Raw genomic sequence first — 18,161 nt, 5'->3', positions numbered from 1 at the left:
ATGGCCGTCCCCTTCCTGCTCCAGGCACGCGGGATCCGGAAGGCGTTCGGCGGCGTCGAGGTCCTCCACGGGGTGGACCTCGACGCGCCCGGCGGCTCCGTCCTCGCTCTCCTGGGCGAGAACGGGGCCGGCAAGTCGACGCTCGTGAAGATCGTCGCCGGCGACTACCAGCCCGACGCGGGCACGGTCACCGTCGGCGGCGACTCCTTCTCCGCGCTCACGCCGCTGACCGCGCGCGAGCACGGCATCCGCATGATCTTCCAGGAGCTGGCCGACGCGCCGACGCTGACGGTCGCCGAGAACATCTCGCTCGGCCGCTGGCCCAAGCGCGGCCCGTTCGTCCGCTGGGACGAGATCCGCCGCCGCGCGCGCGAGGTGCTCGACCAGCTCGGCGTCGAGCTCGACGTCGACGCGCCGGTCGGCTCGCTGCCGGTCGGCGAGCGCCAGATCGTCGAGATCGCGCGCGCCCTCTCCGACCGCGCGCGCTGCCTGATCCTCGACGAGCCGACCGCCGCGCTCTCGGCGCAGGAGACCGAGCGGCTGTTCGGCTTCGTGCGCCGCCTGCGCGAGCAGGGGACGGCGCTGATCTACATCACCCATCGCCTCGACGAGGTCTTCGAGATCTCCGACCGCGTCGCGGTGCTGCGCGACGGCGGCGTCGCGCTGGAGGGGCCGACGGCCGACTTCGGCCGCGGCGACCTCGTCGCCGCGATGGTCGGGCGCGACATCGGCGAGGTCGCGCGCCCGGCGCCGCCGGCGAGGGTCGCGCCCGAGCCGGTGCTGCGCTTCGACGGCGCCTCGGTCGACGGCGCCTTCGACGACGTCGCGCTCGACGTCCGCCCCGGCGAGGTCGTCGCGCTCTACGGCAAGCTCGGCTCGGGCACCGCCGAGGTCGCCGAGTCGGCCTTCGGGCTGCACCAGCTGAGCGGCGGCGCGATCGAGATCGCCGGCCGCAGCGTCCGCCTGCGCGACCCAGCCGACGCGATCGCCGCCGGCGTCGGGCTGCTGCCCTCCGACCGCCAGCGCGAGGGCGCCTTCCTGATCCGCTCGGTCGCCGAGAACCTGGCGGCGCCGTCGTGGTGGAGCATGCGCCGCGGCGGCCTGTTCATCTCCGACCGTCGCGAGGCCGACGCGTACGGCCGCTGGCACGAGGCGCTGAGGGTCCGCTCGCGCAACGACCCGGCGCAGCTGCTCGGGACGCTCTCGGGCGGCAACCAGCAGAAGGTCCTGCTCGGCCGCTGGCTGGAGCGGAGATCGCGCGTGCTGCTGCTGATCGAGCCGACGCGCGGCGTCGACGTCGGCGCTCGCCAGGAGATCTACCGGGCGATCCGCGAGCTGGCCGCCGGCGGCGTCGGCGTGCTGGTCGCCACGTCCGACTACGAAGAGGTCGTCCAGCTCGCCGACCGCGCCGTCGTGATGGCGCGCGGCCGCGTCGCGGCGCGCCTGGCCGACGACGAGATCACGACTCAGAGACTGACCGAGGAGGTGGGCGGGTGACCCCCGTCGGAACGACAGGCGGCACGGCCGCCGCGACCGAGAAGCCGGCGGCGCCGGGCGCCAGAGCGGGGGCCGGCGCAAACCTGGCGCGCCTGCCCGACATCGCGCCGCTGGTGATCCTGCTGCTGGCGCTCGGGATCTTCTTCTCGATCAAGTCGGAGTTCTTCCTCAACTACGACAACTTCCTCAACATCCTCACCGCGGCGGCGATCACCGGCATCATCGCCGCGCCGGCGACGCTGCTGATGGTCGCCGGCCAGTTCGACCTGTCGGTCGGCTCGGGCCTGACCTTCTGCGGCGTCCTGATGGCCTACGTCGCCGACAAGCAGGGGATCTTCGCCGGCATCGTCGCGGCGCTCGCCGGCGGCGTGCTGCTCGGCCTCGTCAACGGCACGCTCGTGACGGTGATCGGCGTCAACCCGTTGATCACGACGCTCGCCACGCTCGCCGCCTTCGCCGGCCTGGCCCGCGTGATCGCCGACGGGCAGACGCTTCCCGTCAACGGCTTCTCGTCGCTGGGGACCTCACGTCCGATCTTCGACATCCCGCTGCCCGTCATCATCTTCGCCGTCGTGGTCGTCGGCTTCTACGTCCTGATGCGCTACACGGTGATCGGCCGCTCGATGTACGCGATCGGCTCCAACCCGGTCGCCGCCCGCCTCACCGGCCTGCGCACCGGGCGGCTGATCTTCGCCGGCTTCCTGCTGTCGGGCCTGTTCGTCGCGCTCGCCGGCCTGATCAACGTCTCGCAGCTCAGCGCCGCCTCGACCCAGGCCGGCAACGGGCTGGAGCTGTCGGTCATCACCGCCGTCGTGCTCGGCGGTGCGAGCCTCGCCGGCGGCCGCGGCACGATCGTCGGCACGCTCTTCGGCCTGCTCGTGATCGCGACGCTCAACAACGGCCTGACGCTGCTGAGCGTCAACTCCTTCTGGCAGGACGTCGCCCGCGGCACGCTGCTCGCGCTCGCCGTCTCCTTCGACCAGCTGCGCCTGCGGCTGACGCGCGAATGAGCGGGATCCTCGCCAGAGGCTCGGATCCCGTCGGAAGAACTCGCCTGGCGGCTCGCTCTTCCTGGCGGGGAGCGGCCCGATGAGTGCCGTCGTCTCCGTCGAGGCGATCCCGGTCGCCTACCCCGAGCCCAACGACCACGGCGCCGAGCGCCACCTCTGCCTCGTGCGGATCCGCGACGCGGAGGGGCGGGTCGGCTGGGGCGAGGCGGTCACGATGTGGCCGGAGGCGTCGCGGGCGACCGTCGAGCTGGTGCGCGGCCTCGGCGAGCTGGTCGTCGGGCGCGACCCGGTCCAGGTCGAGGCGATCTGGCGCGACCTGCGCGCCCACGCCTGGTGGTACGGCGGCGCCGGGATCGCCTCCTTCGCGCTCGCCGCGATCGACATCGCGCTGTGGGACCTGCGCGGGAAGGCGCTCGGCCGCTCGCTGCTCGACCTGCTCGGCGGCCCCGCCCACGAGCGGCTGCCGGCGCTCGTCTCCTCGCACGCGACGCGCGCCTCGATCGAGGAGGGCGCCGCCGAGCTCGCCGGCTGGGTCGACGGCCGCGCCGAGGGCGCCAAGGTCGGCTTCGGCAAGCGCGGCGAGGCCAACCTCGGCTTCGACCACGCGCGCGACGTCGCCTTCGTCGCGGCGCTGCGCGAGGCGCTCGGCCCGCGTGCGCGGATCATGATCGACCTCGGCGTGAGGGTGCGCTGGACGGTCGCCGAGGCGGTCGCGCGCACGCGCGCCTTCGAGCAGCACGGGATCGACTGGATCGAGGAGCCGCTCGGCGCCGACGACCCGGCCGGCTACGCGACGCTGCGCGCCAAGACCGAGACGCTGATCGCCTACGGCGAGCGCGAGTGGAACGTGCGCGGGCTGGAGCGGATCATCGCGTCGGGGACCTGCGACGTCGCCGGGATCGACCCCGGCCGCGCCGAGGGGATCACCGGCTTCCGCGCCGCCGCGCGCAGCGCCGAGGCGGCCGGGACGCAGGTCAACGCCCACTCGTGGTCGAGCGCGATCGTCCACGCCGCAAGCCTCGCGCTGTCGTGGGCGACGCCGTGCGCCCGCCAGCTCGAGCTGAAGCCGCTGCCCAACCCGATGCAGCAGGAGCTGGCCGGCGACACCTTCGCCGCGCCGGCCGACGGCGCCTGGCCGCTGCCGAGCGACCCCGGCCTCGGCGTCGAGATCGACGAGACGGTCGTCGAGCGCTTCCGGCTCGACAGATGAGAGGAGCACCGTGAGGAGACTGCGTCTGGGGGTGATCGGCGCCGGCTCTTGGGCGCTGTCGTCCCATCTGCCCGCGTTCGCGCGCCGCGCCGACGAGCTCGAGTTCGCCGCCGTCGCCCGCCGCGGCCGCGAGCAGCTGGAGCTGGTCCGCGACCGCTACGGCTTTGCGGTCGCCAGCGAGGACTACCGCGACGTGCTCGACGCCGGCGTCGACGTCTGCCTGATCGCCAGCCCGACCGGCCTCCACCACGAGCACGCGAAGGCGGCGATGGAGGCCGGCGCGCATGTGCTGGTCGAGAAGCCGTTCACGATCGACCCGGCCGACGCCTGGGACCTGGTCGAGACCGGCGAGCGGCTCGGCCGCCACATCGTCGTCGCGTTCGGCTGGAACTGGAAGCCGATGGTGCGCGACCTGCACGCGCTCGTCGCGCGCCATGGGATCGGCGAGGTCGAGCAGGTCAGCGTCCAGATGGCCTCGGTCACGCGCGCGCTGCTCTCCAACACCGGCGCCTACCCCGACGCCGCGCCCGAGTCGGTCCCCGAGCAGGCGACGTGGACCGATCCGCGCCTCTCCGGCGGCGGCTACGCGCAGGCGCAGCTGACGCATGCGCTCGGCCTCGCGCTGCGGCTGACCGGCCTGCGCGGCGAGGCGGCCTTCGCGCTGATGAGCGCGCCGCTGCAGGCGCCGGTCGAGCTGCACGACGCGATCGCCGTCCGCTACGTCGGCGGCGCGATCGGAACCGTCTCCGGCGGCTCGACCCACGAGGGCGCCGGCGGCGACAAGCACCAGCTCGAGGTCCGCGCGATCGGCTCCAAGGGCCAGCTGCAGATCGACGTCGAGCGCGAGATCGCGTGGCTGTGGACCGACCGCGGCCAGGTCGACGTGAGACTGGACGTGCGCGACGGCGACGGCGCGTACGACTGCGAGGGCCCGCCGAACGCGCTGCTCGACCTCGCGCTCGGACGCGACGTCGAGAACCACTCGACCGGCGAGCTGGCGGCGCGGACGGTCGAGCTGCTCGACGCCGCCTACCGCAGCGCCCGCACGGGACGGCTGGAGGCGGTCGCGCCGCGGCCCGGGGCGTCCGCCCGCGGCGACGGCGGCGGCGGCGCGGGTGCGCGAACCGGCAGCGCGGAGCCGACGGCATGAGCTGGGACCTCGGCGCCGGGCTGGAGGGCCGCGGCGCGCTCGTCACCGGCGCCTGCGGCGCGATCGGCCGGCACGTCGCGGCGGCGCTCGCCGCCGCCGGCGCCCGCGTCGTCGCCGTCGACCTCGACGAGGCGGCGGTGCGCGCGGTGGTCGCCGGGCTCGACCAGCCCGAGCGCCATCACGCGCTCAGCGCCGACCTGCGCGACCTTGACGCGATCGACGCGCTCGTCGAGCGGGCGGTCGGCCGCGTCGGCCGGCTCGACGTGCTCGCCCACGTCGCCGGCGTGATCCGCCGCGTCGCGGAGCTGGAGGAGGTGACGCCGGCCGACTGGGAGCTGCAGGAGCAGGTCAACCTGCGCGCGACCTTCTTCCTCGGCCGCGCCTGCGCGCGGGCGATGCGGGCCCACGGCGAGGGCGGGGCGATCGTCAACTTCACCTCGCAGGGATGGCAGAGCGGCGGCTACGGCGGCTCGGCCGTCTACGCGGCGATGAAGGGCGGGGTCGTCTCGCTCTCGCGCGGCATGGCGCGCACCTACGCGGCCGACCGGATCCGCGTCAACTGCGTCGCGCCCGGCATGGTCGACTCGCCGATGCTGCGCAACGGCCTGCGCGAGGAGCAGGTCGACGGCTTCGTCGAGAAGATCCCGCTCGCGCGCTTCGCGCAGCCCAAGGAGCTGGCCGGCGCCGTCGTCTTCCTCGCCTCCCGCCACGCCAGCTACGTGACCGGCGCGACGCTCGACGTCAGCGGCGGCCTGCTGATGCACTGAGGTGTCGCGGCGCCGACGGCGGGCGCCGCCCCGGCGGGCGGCGTGCCCGCCGCGGCGCCGGCTCAGGCCGCGTCGGCCGGCGGCGCGCAGCTCGGGCGCGCGACGAACTCGGTCGGGAGCAGCACGACCTCGGGCTCGCGCGTCGTGCGCTTGCGGCCCTGGTCGTCCTCCTCCTGCGCCTCCAGCTGGCTGAGCAGCAGCTCGGCCGCGTGGCGTCCCAGCGCGCGCGTGTCGCGGCGCACGACGGCGATCGGCGGCTGGTAGAGCTGCGTCAGCGAGATCTCGTCGCAGCTGACGAGCGAGAGGTCGGCGCCGACGCGGAGGCCGCGCTGCTGGATCTCGGCGAGCGCGCCGTTGAGCAGCTGGTTGCCGCCGGCGACGATCGCGGTCGCCGGCTCGGCGGCGTCGAGCAGCGCCTGCGTCGCCGCGCGGCCGTGGCGCGGCTCCAGCTGGCCCTCGACGACGGTGTAGAGCGGCTGCAGGCCGCGCGCGGCGTAGGCGTCCTTGAGCCCCTCGAGGCGCTCGCGCGAGAAGCGCATCGGCTGGCCAAGGATCAGCCCGACGCGCCGGTGGCCGAGGTCGAGCAGGTGGCCGACGGCGTCGCGCATGCCGGTGCGGTGGTCGGAGAGGACCGAGCTGGCGCGCCTGCCCGCCTCGCCCCGCAGCTCGCGGTCGATCAGCACGATCGGCGTCGCGGCCGAGCTGAGCAGCGAGAAGGTCTGCGGGTCGTCCTCGGCGGCGAGCGAGAGCAGCAGACCGTCGACGCGCCGCTGCTGGAAGAGGCGGATGTGCGCGCTGTCGAGCGCCGGGTCGTTCTCGGAGTTGGTCAGCAGCATCGAGTAGCCCTTGGCGCGCAGGGCGGTCTCCGCGCCAAGGGCGATCTGCGACTGCAGCGGGTTGGAGATGTCGCTGACGACGAAGCCGACCGACCTCGTCTCCTTGCGCCGCAGCGACTGCGCCAGCATGTCCGGCTGGTAGCCGAGCGACTCGACCGCCGCCATGACGCGCTGGCGCATCGCGGGGCTCACGTCGGGATGGCCGGAGAGGACGCGCGAGACCGACGACATGGCCACGCCGGCCAGATCGGCTACTTCGCGCATGTTCGTCCGCTGCGGGGCCATCTGAGCGAGCGATGCTACGAGGTTCTGAGGCGGTAGCGGTCCACGTACTCCCAATCGAGCTCCCAGCCGAAGCCGGGCTCGGTCGGCAGCGCGATCGCGCCGTCGACGAGCGGCGGCCGGTTGGCGATCAGGTTCCACCAGATCGGGTCGCGATCGGGGTCGAAGCACTCGGCGTAGCCGCCGTGCGGGATCGAGGCGAGCAGGTGGCTGGAGACCTGCGGCTCCTCGTGGTGCCCCATCTGCACGTCGAAGGCGCGCGCCATGCCGGCGACGCGGCGCCACTCGGTCGGGCCGCCCGACCAGGAGGCGTCGAAGTTGCAGACGTCGATCGCGCCCTCGACCATCAGGTCGCGGCAGCCGCCGGCGGAGAACTCGCTCTGGCCGGCGCAGACGCGCACGCCCGCGACCATCCGCACGTCGCGCATCGCGCGCCGGTCGTTGTGCCATTGGCACGGCTCCTCGAACCACAGCAGGTCGTCGTCGGCGACCAACTGGGAGAAGGCGATCGCGTCCCTGACGCTCCAGCCCTGGTTGGCGTCGGCGGCGAGCACGAAGTCCGGGCCGGCGGCGGCGCGCGCCTCCTTGAAGCGCTTGGCGTCCTCGGCCGGGGTGAGGCCGCCGACCTTGAACTTCATCCCGGCCAGGCCGCGCTCGCGCAGCTCGGCGACCTGCTCGGCGACCGACAGCGGGCTGTCGTAGTAGCCGCCGATCGAGATCATCGGGATCGTGTCGCGGAAGCCGCCCCACAGCCGCCACAGCGGCTGCCCGAGCGCCTTGCCGATCGCGTCCCAGATCGCCGAGTCGACGCAGGCGCAGGCGACGAGGCCGAGGCGGCGGTCGCGCAGGATGTCGAAGGTCGCGGGCCGCGCCAGCTCCCAGCAGCGCTCGACGGCGAAGCCGTCCTGGCCCAGCAGCGAGGGGACGATCTCGCGGTGGATGATTGCGTCGATCTCGAGCAGGCCGGCGTCCTCGTCGCCGGCGTAGGCCTCGCCGACGATCCCCTCCTCGGTGTGGACGCGGGTGATGATCGTCGAGCGATGGGTCATCTGGTAGTGGCTGCCGCGGTAGACGCGGCCGAGCGGGACCCGGATCGGAATCGTCTCGACGTGGCTGATGGTGAGCTTCGGCGTCGCCTGGACGCCGGCCGGTGCTGTGGAAGACGACAACGGGCCGGTTCTCCTCGCAGAATAGACGGGTGGACATCGCTCCCGGGAACGTTTCCAGCCTAGCGGATAAAGATCTGGAATGCGAGCCGGTAAGGTTTCTGGAAACGATTGTAGAATCACCGTCGCGTGCCGCCCGGCATGCGGTCGTCCACGAGCGAACAAGACGAGAGGAGGGGAGCGATGAGGCTTGCCAGCGCAGACTTCACCTGGCCCGGGCTGCGGCCGGAGTTCGTCTTCGACCTGATCGCCGAGCTGGGGCTCGACGGCGTCTCGATGGCCTTCTACGGCGGCGAGGGCGGGACCCCGCGCACGCCGCAGCTGATCGCGCAGGACCCGGAGCGCTGGGGCGAGCGGGTCGCCGGCGAGCTGGCGCAGCGCGGCCTCGGCGCCGCCGACGCCTTCTGCGTGCTGAGCGCGCAGCTGGCGCCGCTGGCCGTCAACCATCCCGACCCGGCCGAGCGGGCCGCCGGCGACGCGCTGTTCGAGCCGTTCACCCGCTTCGCCAGGCGCGCCGGCTCGACCGGCATCACGCTGCTGCCGGGCCTCGTCTTCGGCGGCGAGCCGTGGAGCGACGCGCTGGAGCGCGCCGCCGAGGGGCTCAAGCGCCGCGTCGAGGTCGCGCGCGCCGCCGGGCTGCGCTGCTCGGTCGAGCCGCACATCGTCAGCACCCACCCCTACGCCGGCTCGGTGATCGACACCCCCGAGAAGGTCCACGCGCTGCTGGAGCGCGTGCCCGGGCTGGAGCTGACGCTCGACTACGGCCACTTCAACGTGCAGGGGATCCCCGATCGCGAGGTGGAGCCGCTGCTCGCCCACGCCCGCCACGTGCACGTCCGCGGCGGCGCGCGCGGGCTCGTGCAGACGAAGTTCGCCGACAACGTGACCGACGTCGGCCGGATCCTCGACGTGCTGGCGCGCGAGGGCTACGACGGCTGGGTCGAGATCGAGTACGTCCACGACGAGCGGCCCGGCTGCTCCGACTGCGACCCGATCCAGGAGATCCAGCGCTTCCGCGACTTCATCCGGGCGCACGAGCGTGCGGCCGGCCGCACCCAGGAGACGACATGACCGCGAAGACCGCAGGCGGCCAGGCGGCCGCCGCGACCCCGCCCGACCGCGACGCGCAGCTGGAGATGCTGCGCGCGATGCACGAGATCCGCTTCTTCGAGGACGCCTGCCACCGGCTGTTCGCGACCGGCGCGGTGCGGGGCACCACCCATCTCTGCCAGGGCCAGGAGGCCGTGGCGGTCGGCGCCTGCCACGCGCTGCGCCGCGAGGACCAGATGACCTGCACCTACCGCGGCCACGGCGCGGTGCTCGCGAAGGGCGCGCCGCTCGACCGGTCGTTCGGCGAGATCCTTGGCAAGGCGCCGGGGCTGTGCGGCGGCAAGGGCGGCTCGATGCACCTGACCGACGTCGAGGCCGGCGCGCTCGGCTCCTTCGCGATCGTCGGCGGTCACCTGCCGGTCTCGGTCGGCGTCGGCTTCGCGGCCAGATACCGCGGGACCGACGAGGTCAGCATCTGCTTCTTCGGCGACGGCTCGACCAACATCGGCGCCTTCCACGAGTCGCTCAACCTCGCGGCCGTCTGGAGGCTGCCGGTCCTGTTCGTGATCGAGAACAACCTCTACGGCGAGTACTCGCCGCTGTCGAGCACGACGCCGATCGAGGTGCTCGCCGACCGCGCCGCCTCCTACGGGATGCCGGGGATCCGGATCGACGGCAACGACGTGCTCGAGGTCCACGCGACGATCTCGGAGGCGGCCGCCCGCGCCCGCGCCGGCGAGGGGCCGACGTTGATCGAGGCGATGACCTACCGCCAGAAGGGCCACTCGCGCGCCGATCCGGCGAAGTACCGCCCCGAGGGCGAGCTGGAGGCGTGGCTGAAGCGCGACCCGATCGTCCTGCACGAGCGCGCGCTCGCCGAGGCCGGGGTCCCGCAGGAGCGGCTCGACGAGATCAGAGCGGCCGCAGAGCAGGCGGTCGAGGAGGCGCTCGAGCGCGCGCAGTCCTGGCCCGACCCCGACCCCGAGACCCGACTGGAGCACGTCTACGCATGACCGTCGTCACCTACAGACAGGCGATCACGCGCGGCATCGCCGACGCGCTGGCCGCCGACGATGACGTCTTCCTCTTCGGCGAGGACGTCGCCCGCGCCGGCGGCGCCTTCAAGACGACCGACGGGATCTGGGAGCGGTTCGGCGACGAGCGCGTGCTCGACACGCCGATCTCCGAGCAGGCGATCGTCGGGACCGCGATCGGCGCCGCGATCCGCGGGCTGCGGCCGCTGGCCGAGGTGATGTTCGCCGACTTCGCCGCCGTCTGCTTCGACGGGATCGTCAACGAGCTGGCCAAGTACCGCTACATGACCGGCGGCCAGGTCACCTGCCCGGTCACGATCCACATGGCCAACGGCGCCGGCACCGGCTTCGCCGCCCAGCACTCGCAGCCGGCGGAGAACTGGTTCCTCAACACGCCGGGCCTGAAGATCGTCGTGCCGGGGACGGCCGCCGACGCCTACGGGCTGATGCGCGCCGCCGTCGCCGACGACGACCCGGTCCTCTACTTCGAGCACAAGGGCCTGTTCGGGCGCAGAGAGGAGCTGCCCGACGACGCCCCGATCGTGCCGCTGGGCGTCGCCGAGACGGTCCGCGCCGGCGAGCACTGCACGGTCGTGGCGACGCAGCTGATGCGCCACCGCGCCGTCGAGGCGGCCGAGCTGCTCGAGCGCGAGGGGATCTCGGTCGAGGTGATCGATCCGCGCACGCTCGTGCCGTTCGACCACGACACCGTCCGCGCCTCGGTCGAGCGCACCAACCGGCTGGTCGTCGCGCAGGAGGGCAGTGCCGGCGGCTCGTGGGGCGGCACGCTGATCACCGCGCTGCTGCAGGAGGGCTTCGAGCTGCTCGACGCCCCGCCGCTGCTCGTCTGCTCGGAGGAGACGCCGGTCGCCTACGCGGCGGCGCTCGAGGCGGCGTGGCTGCCGAGCGTCGAGCGGATCGCCGACGGGATCCGGCGCACGGTCGCCTACTGAGGAGCTGCGATGCCCGATGTCGTGATGCCCCGCCTCTCCGACTCGATGGAGGAGGGCACGATCGTCAAGTGGTTGAAGGCCTCCGGCGAGGAGGTCGAGCGCGGCGAGGAGCTCGTCGAGATCGAGACCGACAAGGCGAACATGATCTACGAGGCCGATGCCTCGGGGACGCTGGAGATCGTCGCCGAGGAGGGCGCGACGCTGCCGATCGGCGAGACGATCGCGCTGATCGGCGCGGCCTCTCCGGCCGGCACGTCCAGCGCGGGGGCCGCGGTGCGCGAGACCGCGAACGCGGGAGCGGCGGCGCCGGATGGTGGCGCCGCTTCGGCCGGCGCGCCTGCGGCGGGTGGCGGCGCCGCTTCGGCCGGCGCGCCGGCGGCGGGCGGCGACGGCATCTCCGCCTCGCCGGTCGCGCGGCGGCTGGCGGCGGCGCGCGGCGTCGACCTCGCGGCCGTCGCGGGCAGCGGCCCGCGCGGGCGGATCGTGAAGGCCGACGTCGCCCGCGCCGCGGAGGGCGCCGCCGCGCCGCGCCTCGCCGTCGCGCCCGCCCCGCAGGCGACGCCTGAGCACGCGGCCGCGGCGGCCGCGGCGGCTGCCGCTCCGCCGGCCGCCGCCGCTCCGCCCGCCGCCGCTCCGCCGGCCGCCGCTTCCGAGCAGCCGGCGAAGGAGGTGCCGGGTCCGGTCGTCTCCGGCGATGCCGGTTCCGGCAAGGGTGAGGCGACGACGGTCGAGCTGACGCGGACGCAGCAGGTGATCGCGCGGCGGATGGCAGAGTCGAAGGCGACGATCCCGGATTACACGGTCACGACCGAGGTCGACATGGAGGCCGCGGTCGCGCTGCGCGAGCAGATGAAGGCGGCCGCGACCGAGAGCCGGCGGGCGCCGTCGTTCAACGACATGGTCGTGAAGGCGGCCGCGCTCGCGCTGCGCGACTACCCGAAGGCCAACGGCGGCTACAGGGACGGCAAGTGGGAGCTGTACTCGCGCGTGAACGTCGGGATCGCGGTCGCGACCGATGACGCGCTGATCGTGCCGACGATCTTCGACGCCGACAGAAAGGCGCTCGGCGAGATCTCCCGTGACGCGCGCGCGCTGGCCCAGCGGGTCCGCGCCGGCAAGATCACCCCGCCCGAGCTGTCGGGCGCGACCTTCACGGTCTCCAATCTCGGCATGTTCGGCACGACCGAGTTCACCGCGATCATCACCTCCGGCCAGGCGGGCATCTTGTCGGTCGGGGCGCTGCGCGACACCCCCGTCGTCAAGGACGGGCAGGTGGTGCCGGGCAAGCGGATGAGCATCACGATCGCCGCCGACCACCGCATCCTCAACGGCGCCGAAGCCGCCCAATTCGTCGCCCGCATCCGCGAACTGCTCGAAACCCCCTTCTCGCTGGCGCTCTGAGCGCCGGCGCCGCGGTCGCTACTCGGGCAGCCGCGCGGCGCGCATGTCGACGCGCTCGCCGCGGAAGGGGACGCCCTCGGCCTCCAGCAGCGCGCGCTGGCGGGCGCCCTTCGCGAGCGAGCCGTCGGCGCGCACGACGCGATGCCAGGGGACGTCGTCGCCGTCCGGCGGCAGCCGCGACAGGACGGTCCCGGTGAAGCGCGGCGCGCCGGGCGAGAGGTCGCCGTAGCTGCGCACGAACCCCTCCGGGATCGCGCGGACCCGTTCGAGCACGAGCTCGGCGCGTGGTCGGCCGTCGGTCATCGGCACAGGGTAGGCGCACGGTCGGCTGGGCACGCGAGCGGACCGGGCGAAAGATTCTCGATCAAGTCAGTCGAGAAGGTGTTACGATCGTCTGCGGATGGCAAATACTGCAAAACCGATCGGTAAAGTCATGAATCGAGGGATCGGGACCGGGAACGCCTCGACGGACGCGCGATCGACGTGGGAGCCGGCGGCAGGCGTCGCGACGGCTTCCGGCGCGGCGCCGTCGGTCATCGGACTCGCGACCCGCCTCGGCTGGCTCGACGGCGGTCCGCTCGCCGAACCGGTCCGCTGGCTGCGCGAGGAGGACAACGTGACCGCGCTGCACGGCCGCAGCGCCGGCCGCCCGACCCGGCTGGTCGGCCTCAGCTGGATCGACGGCTACCAGGGCGTGCTCGCGCTGCCAGACGCCGGGATCGGCGAGCCGGCGCAGCTGCACGGCCGCCGGCTGGCGCTGCCGCGCCGTGAGCCCGACCGCGCCGGCCCCGACGTCGCGCGGGCCGCCGCCTGCCGCGGCTTCGACGCAGCGACCGGGCTGGCCTGCCTCTTCGCCGACGAATACGAGCTGACCGACGTCGCGGTCGCGCCCGGCGAGGCGCCGTACGCGGCAGAGACGGCGGCGCTGCTGCGCGGCGAGGTCGACGCGATCTACGTCGCGGGCACGGCCGGGCGCGCGGTCGCGGAGCGGATCGGCGCGGTCGAGGTCGTCGATCTCGGCGCCCATCTCGATCCGGCCGTGCGCGTCAACGCGACGACGCCGCGCGCGATCACGGTCGACGAGAAGCTGCTGCGGCACGATCCCGAATGGGCCGTCGAGCTGCTCGCCGCGCTGCTGCGCGCCGGCGAGTGGGCCGAGCGCCAGCCGCGGGCGATCGCCGACGCCTACGGCGCGGGCGGGATCGAGCAGCAGTTCCACGTCGACCTCTCCGCGCACAAGCTGGCGGCGCTGGAGGCCCAGCACGGCTTCCTGCGGCACCACGGCTTCCTCGCCGACGGCGAGGTCGACATCGTCGCGTGGGTCGATCCCGCCCCGCTCGCCGCCGCGCGCGAGCTGGTCCTGAGCGAGCGGGCGTAGACGCGTCCGCGCCGCCCGAGCGCGGCGCCAACGCACGGGCCCGGAAAGCGGGAGAGCCGGGCCTCGCGGCCCGGCTCTCGCACGTCAGGGGGATGTCGCGGTTGCCGCCTTCTACCGCTCCCCCGGCAGCTTCACCGGGTACATGCCGACCGGTCTGCTGAGGTCGAGCGCCGTCTCGACGATCCGCCGCTGCTCGGCGGCGTGGGCGGCGGGGTAGCCCTCCGCCGTCGAGGCGCGCTCGGGGCGGCCGATGTAGCCGAACTTCAGGTCGCGCGGCAGGATCTGCATCAGGCGCGGCGACATGTGCGCGCGGGCGCCCATGTTGCGCGGCTCCTCCTGCAGCCACAGGACCTCTCTGAGGTTCGGGTATCTGCCGACCAGTTCGAGGATCTGCGCCTGCGGGAACGGGTAGAGCAGCTCGACCCGGCCGATCGCGACGCCCTCGTTGTCTCTGCGCGCCTCGCTGTTGACGAGGTCGTAATAGACCTTGCCGGTGCAGAGGATCAGCCGGGTCACCTTCTGCTCGTCGACACGCGGCTCCGCCAGCACCGGGTAGAACTGCGTGTCCGACAGGTGCTCGATGCGGTTGGTCGCCTGCGGCAGCCGCAGCAGCGACTTCGGCGTCATCACGATCAGCGGGCGCTGCTTGGCGATCTTCGCCTGGCGGCGCAGCAGGTGGAAGTACTGCGCCGGCGTCGACGGGTAGGCGACGCGGATGTTGCCCTCGGCCGCGAGCTGGAGGAAGCGCTCCAGGCGCGCGGAGGAGTGCTCCGGCCCCGAGCCCTCGTAGGCGTGCGGCAGCAGCAGCGTGAGGCGGCTGCTCTGGCCCCACTTCGCCAGGCCGGAGACGATGAACTGGTCGATGATCACCTGCGCGCCATTGGCGAAGTCGCCGAACTGCGCCTCCCACAGCACCAGCGACTCCGGCGCCTCCTGCGAGTAGCCGTACTCGAAGCCCATCGCCGCCATCTCCGACAGCGGGGAGTTGTGCAGCTCCATCGGCGCCAGCGCCTGCGGCAGGTGCTGGATCGGGCAGTACTCCTGGCCGGTCTTCGGGTCGTGCAGCACGAGGTGGCGCTGCGAGAAGGTGCCGCGCTCGGAGTCCTGCCCGGTCAGGCGGACCGGGGTGCCCTCCTGCAACAGCGACGCGAACGCGAGCTGCTCGGCGTGGGCCCAGGTGATGCCGCCCTCGCTGCCCATCGCCTCGCGGCGCTGCTCGAGCGAGCGAGCCAGCTTCGGATGGATGGTGAAGCCCTCCGGCACCCTCAGCAGCGACTCGTTCAGCTCGCGCAGGCGGTCGGCGTCGACGGCCGTCGCGACCTCCGGGGAGGGCGTGCGGTCGAGCTTGTACTCGCCGGTGCCGTGCTCGACCGAGCTGGCCGCGGCCAGGCGCGCCTTCAGCTCCTGGTGCTCCTCGGTCAGCTGCTGCCAGATCCCGTCGGTGATCGCGTCGACCTCGTCCTGGCTGACGACGCCGGCCTCGACGAGCTGCCTGCCGAACAGCTGCGGCAGCGTCGGGTGCTTTCTGACGACCTGGTACATCTCCGGCTGCGTGTAGGCCGGCTCGTCGGCCTCGTTGTGGCCGAAGCGGCGGTAGCCGATCAGGTCGATCACGACGTCGTGGCCGAACTCCTGGCGGTAGGCGTGCGCGAGGCGCACGGCCGTCACGCAGGCGGCGACGTCGTCGGCGTTGACGTGGATGATCGGCACGTCGAAGCCCTTCGCCATGTCCGACGCCCAGCGCGTGGAGCGCGAGTCGTCTGGATCGGTGGTGAAGCCGACCTGGTTGTTCTGGATGATGTGGATCGTGCCGCCGACGGTGTAGCCGTCGAGCGCCTGCAGGTTGAACGTCTCCGCCACGATGCCCTGCCCGGGGAAGGCGGCGTCGCCGTGGAGGACGATCGGCACGGCGGCGTTCGTGTCCTGGTGGGCGAGCGCCCCCTCGCGGGTCGTCTGCGCCGCGCGCGTCGCGCCGGTCGCGACCGGCCCGACGAACTCGAGATGCGACGGGTTGCTCTCCAGGCGGACGACGACCTCCTCGCCGCCGGCGACCTCGAACGAGCCGCGCGCGCCGTGGTGGTACTTGACGTCGCCGGTGCCGCCGTCGGGGATCGAGGTGATCACGTCGAGCGTCGTGACGCCCTCGAACTCGGCGAAGATCGAGCCGTAGGAGCGGCGCAGGTTGTGCGCCAGCACGTTCAGCCGGCCGCGGTGGGCCATGCCGATCACGACCTCGCGGCCGCCGCGCGTCGCCGCGAGGCGGACCAGCTCGTCGATCATCGGGACCGTCATGTCGAGGCCCTCGATCGAGAACTGCTTCTGGCCGAGGTACGCCTTGTGCATGAAGCGCTCGAAGGCGTCGACCGAGATCAGGCGTCTGAGCAGCGTCTTCTGCTCGTCGGCGGTGAGCGGCTTGCGGAAGGCGCCGGTCTCGATCTTCTCGCGCAGCCAGACGCGCTGGCGGTGCGAGGAGATGTGCTCGATCTCGTACGCGATCGTGCCGCAGTAGGTCTCGCGCAGGTGCGGCAGCGCGTCGGCGAAGGTCTCGCCCGGGACGCCCATCCGCATGATCCGCGCGGGCAGCCGCGCCATCAGCTCCGGCGTCAGGCCGAGCGGCTCCGGGTCGAGGCCCGAGTCGCCGACCGGCTCGGAGCCGAGCGGGTCCAGCCGCGCGGCGAGATGACCGTGGGTGCGGTGGGCCTTGACGAGCGAGACGGCGGCCTGGACCGCCTGCAGCAGCTCCTCGCTGGGCGCGGCGGCCGGGGCGGCCGTCGTCGCCGGCGCCGCGGCGGGCGCGGCGGCGAAGTTCGGCTGCGGGGCCGGCGGCAGCGCCGGCAGCGCGACGCCGAGGTCGGCGAAGACGCCCTCGTAGAAGCCGTCCTCGCCCTGCAGGTACTGCTCGATCCGCTGCAGGAAGCGACCGGACTCCGCGCCCTGGATGATGCGGTGGTCGTAGGTCGAGGTCATCGACATGACCTTCTCGGCGCCGATCAGCTCGCCGATCGCGCCGAGGCCGACCGGGTAGGCGATCGAGCCGGTCGCGACGATCGTGCCCTGGCCGACCATCAGCCGCGGCACCGAGGCGACGGTGCCGATCCCGCCCGGGTTGGTGAGCGTGATGTTGCCGCCGCTGAGGTCGTCGGCGGTGAGCGTGTTCGTGCGCGCCTTCTCGACGAGCGCGTTGTAGGCGTCGAGGAACTGCTTGAAGGTGAGCTTGTCGGCGCCTCTGATCACGGGGACCATCAGCGTGCGCGAGCCGTCCTTCTTCTCGACGTCGACGGCGAGGCCGAGGTTGACGCCGCCGTCGTCGACGCGATGGGGCTTGCCGTCGATCTCGGCGAAGTGATGCGCCATCACCGGCAGGTCCTCGCCCGCTCTCGCGATCGCGTACGCGATCAGGTGGGTGAAGGAGACCTTCACGCCGCCGGCCTTCAGCTGCTTGCGGCGGGCGTCGAGCGTCGTCACCGTGAGCGTGCGGAACGAGGTCGCCGTCGGGATCGAGCGCGACTCGTCCATGTATCTGGCGAGCATCGCCGCGCCGCCCTTGATGACGGTCGAGCCGGCCGGCTTGGCGGCGACGGCGCCGTTGGTCGAAGCCCCACCGTTCCTCGCCGCGTCGAGCACGTCCTCCTTGAGGACCTTGCCGGCGCGGCCGGAGCCGCTGACGCGGTCGAGCTGGACGCCGAGCGCGGCGGCCGCGCGGCGCGCGACCGGCGAGGCGTTGCCGCTCTGGTCGACCGCGCCCGCGGCGGGCGCGGAGGCGGCGGGAGCGGGGGCGGCGGGAGCGTCCGCGGAGGGCGCCGCGGCGGCGGCGCCGGAGGTCGTCATGCGCGCGAGCACCTGGCCGACGGTGACGGTGTCGCCGGCCGCGGCGAGCAGCTCGGTGACGGTGCCGGCGGCGGGGGCGGGGACCTCGGCGTCGACCTTGTCAGTCGAGATCTCGACGATCGTCTCGTCGGCGGCGATCTGGCCGCCGGCCTCGACGTGCCATTCGAGGATCACGCCCTCGTTGACCGACTCGCCCATCTGCGGCATGACGATGTCGAGCGTCCGCGCTTCGTCCGGCGGCGCCTCGGCGGCGGCGCCCGGAGGCGCGCCCGAGCCGTTCGCGGCCGCCGCGCCGTCGCCCGGGGCGATCTCGGCGAGGACGGCGCCGACGGTGACGGTGTCACCCTCGGCGGCGAGGATTCTCACGACGGTGCCAGAGGTAGGGGCCGGAACCTCAGCGTCGACCTTGTCGGTCGAGATCTCGACGAGCGTTTCGTCAGCTTCGATCGAGTCACCCTCAGCTTTGTGCCATTCGAGAACGGTGCCTTCCGCAACCGAATCGCCCATCTGGGGCATGACCACCTGGACTGTGGTGTCCACGGACATCTCGTTGTCTGACAATAGCGATTCGCCGCTGTCGACCATGCCCCGGTGATCGG

Annotated in this window: 14 protein-coding genes; 10 read left to right on the top strand and 4 right to left on the bottom strand. The window is 73.3% G+C overall.

The annotated features are described in order from the left end of the window. From BDZ31_RS14235 to BDZ31_RS14215, 5 genes are all read left to right on the top strand, one after another. Positions 1–1,497, top strand: a complete 1,497-nt coding sequence (locus BDZ31_RS14235) for a sugar ABC transporter ATP-binding protein (protein WP_183342991.1) — start codon at positions 1–3, stop codon at positions 1,495–1,497. Further along, a complete protein-coding gene (locus BDZ31_RS14230; RefSeq protein ID WP_183342990.1) occupies positions 1,494–2,507 on the top strand; it encodes an ABC transporter permease subunit in 1,014 nt (337 codons plus the stop codon). The genes BDZ31_RS14235 and BDZ31_RS14230 overlap by 4 nt, the downstream gene beginning before the upstream one ends. A 79-nt stretch (positions 2,508–2,586) precedes the next feature. Continuing rightward, a complete protein-coding gene (locus BDZ31_RS14225; protein WP_183342989.1) occupies positions 2,587–3,717 on the top strand; it encodes a mandelate racemase/muconate lactonizing enzyme family protein in 1,131 nt (376 codons plus the stop codon). Positions 3,718–3,727: 10 nt separating this feature from the next. Further along, the gene (locus tag BDZ31_RS14220) at positions 3,728–4,867 is read left to right on the top strand and encodes a Gfo/Idh/MocA family oxidoreductase (RefSeq protein ID WP_183342988.1); all 1,140 of its coding nucleotides are present in this window, start codon (positions 3,728–3,730) and stop codon (positions 4,865–4,867) included. Next, positions 4,864–5,634, top strand: coding sequence for an SDR family NAD(P)-dependent oxidoreductase (locus BDZ31_RS14215; RefSeq protein ID WP_183342987.1), 771 nt, complete (start codon positions 4,864–4,866; stop codon positions 5,632–5,634). Before BDZ31_RS14220 ends, BDZ31_RS14215 begins: the two co-directional genes overlap by 4 nt. 62 nt (positions 5,635–5,696) lie before the next feature. Here the strand turns inward: BDZ31_RS14215 and BDZ31_RS14210 are convergent, their stop codons facing one another. Both BDZ31_RS14210 and BDZ31_RS14205 read right to left on the bottom strand, forming a co-directional pair. After that, positions 5,697–6,734 carry a LacI family DNA-binding transcriptional regulator gene (locus tag BDZ31_RS14210; protein ID WP_281381707.1) on the bottom strand — a complete coding sequence of 346 codons (1,038 nt, stop codon included), beginning with the start codon at positions 6,732–6,734 and terminating at the stop codon, positions 5,697–5,699. A gap of 35 nt (positions 6,735–6,769) precedes the next feature. Beyond that, positions 6,770–7,921 (bottom strand): mandelate racemase/muconate lactonizing enzyme family protein, encoded by a 1,152-nt coding sequence (locus BDZ31_RS14205; RefSeq protein WP_183342986.1) that lies wholly within the window; start codon positions 7,919–7,921, stop codon positions 6,770–6,772. A 180-nt stretch (positions 7,922–8,101) separates the two neighbouring features. Here BDZ31_RS14205 and BDZ31_RS14200 point away from each other — a divergent pair, with 180 nt between their 5' ends. The 4 genes from BDZ31_RS14200 to BDZ31_RS14185 are packed head-to-tail and all read left to right on the top strand — an operon-like array spanning position 8,102 to position 12,356. Further along, positions 8,102–8,989, top strand: coding sequence for a sugar phosphate isomerase/epimerase family protein (locus BDZ31_RS14200; RefSeq protein ID WP_183342985.1), 888 nt, complete (start codon positions 8,102–8,104; stop codon positions 8,987–8,989). Next, entirely contained in the window at positions 8,986–9,981 is a 996-nt protein-coding gene (locus tag BDZ31_RS14195) for a thiamine pyrophosphate-dependent dehydrogenase E1 component subunit alpha (protein ID WP_183342984.1), read from the top strand. The genes BDZ31_RS14200 and BDZ31_RS14195 overlap by 4 nt, the downstream gene beginning before the upstream one ends. After that, positions 9,978–10,955 carry an alpha-ketoacid dehydrogenase subunit beta gene (locus BDZ31_RS14190; RefSeq protein ID WP_183342983.1) on the top strand — a complete coding sequence of 326 codons (978 nt, stop codon included), beginning with the start codon at positions 9,978–9,980 and terminating at the stop codon, positions 10,953–10,955. The genes BDZ31_RS14195 and BDZ31_RS14190 overlap by 4 nt, the downstream gene beginning before the upstream one ends. Positions 10,956–10,964: 9 nt before the next feature. Next, on the top strand, positions 10,965–12,356 hold the full coding sequence (locus BDZ31_RS14185; RefSeq protein WP_183342982.1) for a dihydrolipoamide acetyltransferase family protein: 1,392 nt from the start codon (positions 10,965–10,967) through the stop codon (positions 12,354–12,356). Positions 12,357–12,374: 18 nt separating this feature from the next. Here BDZ31_RS14185 and BDZ31_RS14180 read toward each other — a convergent pair whose 3' ends face one another. Further along, positions 12,375–12,659 (bottom strand): MGMT family protein, encoded by a 285-nt coding sequence (locus BDZ31_RS14180; protein ID WP_183342981.1) that lies wholly within the window; start codon positions 12,657–12,659, stop codon positions 12,375–12,377. 130 nt (positions 12,660–12,789) lie between these two features. Between BDZ31_RS14180 and BDZ31_RS14175 the strand changes: the two genes are divergently transcribed. After that, positions 12,790–13,734, top strand: coding sequence for a type 2 periplasmic-binding domain-containing protein (locus BDZ31_RS14175; RefSeq protein WP_183342980.1), 945 nt, complete (start codon positions 12,790–12,792; stop codon positions 13,732–13,734). 111 nt (positions 13,735–13,845) lie between these two features. Here BDZ31_RS14175 and BDZ31_RS14170 read toward each other — a convergent pair whose 3' ends face one another. Beyond that, a complete protein-coding gene (locus BDZ31_RS14170; protein ID WP_281381706.1) occupies positions 13,846–18,078 on the bottom strand; it encodes a multifunctional oxoglutarate decarboxylase/oxoglutarate dehydrogenase thiamine pyrophosphate-binding subunit/dihydrolipoyllysine-residue succinyltransferase subunit in 4,233 nt (1,410 codons plus the stop codon). Between the last annotated feature and the right edge of the window lie 83 nt (positions 18,079–18,161).

This window comes from Conexibacter arvalis, assembly GCF_014199525.1.
Lineage (GTDB): Bacteria > Actinomycetota > Thermoleophilia > Solirubrobacterales > Solirubrobacteraceae > Conexibacter > Conexibacter arvalis.
Note: the sequence above shows the minus strand (reverse complement) of the source record. Positions and strands in the feature narration are given on the sequence as shown.

Coding starts and splice junctions, on each gene's coding strand:
- BDZ31_RS14235 (WP_183342991.1), top strand. CDS start 1: ATGGCCGTCCCCTTCCTGCTCCAGGCACGCGGGATCCGGAAGGCGTTC.
- BDZ31_RS14225 (WP_183342989.1), top strand. CDS start 2,587: ATGAGTGCCGTCGTCTCCGTCGAGGCGATCCCGGTCGCCTACCCCGAG.
- BDZ31_RS14215 (WP_183342987.1), top strand. CDS start 4,864: ATGAGCTGGGACCTCGGCGCCGGGCTGGAGGGCCGCGGCGCGCTCGTC.
- BDZ31_RS14210 (WP_281381707.1), bottom strand. CDS start 6,734: ATGCGCGAAGTAGCCGATCTGGCCGGCGTGGCCATGTCGTCGGTCTCG.
- BDZ31_RS14200 (WP_183342985.1), top strand. CDS start 8,102: ATGAGGCTTGCCAGCGCAGACTTCACCTGGCCCGGGCTGCGGCCGGAG.
- BDZ31_RS14195 (WP_183342984.1), top strand. CDS start 8,986: ATGACCGCGAAGACCGCAGGCGGCCAGGCGGCCGCCGCGACCCCGCCC.
- BDZ31_RS14190 (WP_183342983.1), top strand. CDS start 9,978: ATGACCGTCGTCACCTACAGACAGGCGATCACGCGCGGCATCGCCGAC.
- BDZ31_RS14185 (WP_183342982.1), top strand. CDS start 10,965: ATGCCCGATGTCGTGATGCCCCGCCTCTCCGACTCGATGGAGGAGGGC.
- BDZ31_RS14180 (WP_183342981.1), bottom strand. CDS start 12,659: ATGACCGACGGCCGACCACGCGCCGAGCTCGTGCTCGAACGGGTCCGC.
- BDZ31_RS14175 (WP_183342980.1), top strand. CDS start 12,790: ATGAATCGAGGGATCGGGACCGGGAACGCCTCGACGGACGCGCGATCG.
- BDZ31_RS14170 (WP_281381706.1), bottom strand. CDS start 18,078: ATGCCCCAGATGGGCGATTCGGTTGCGGAAGGCACCGTTCTCGAATGG.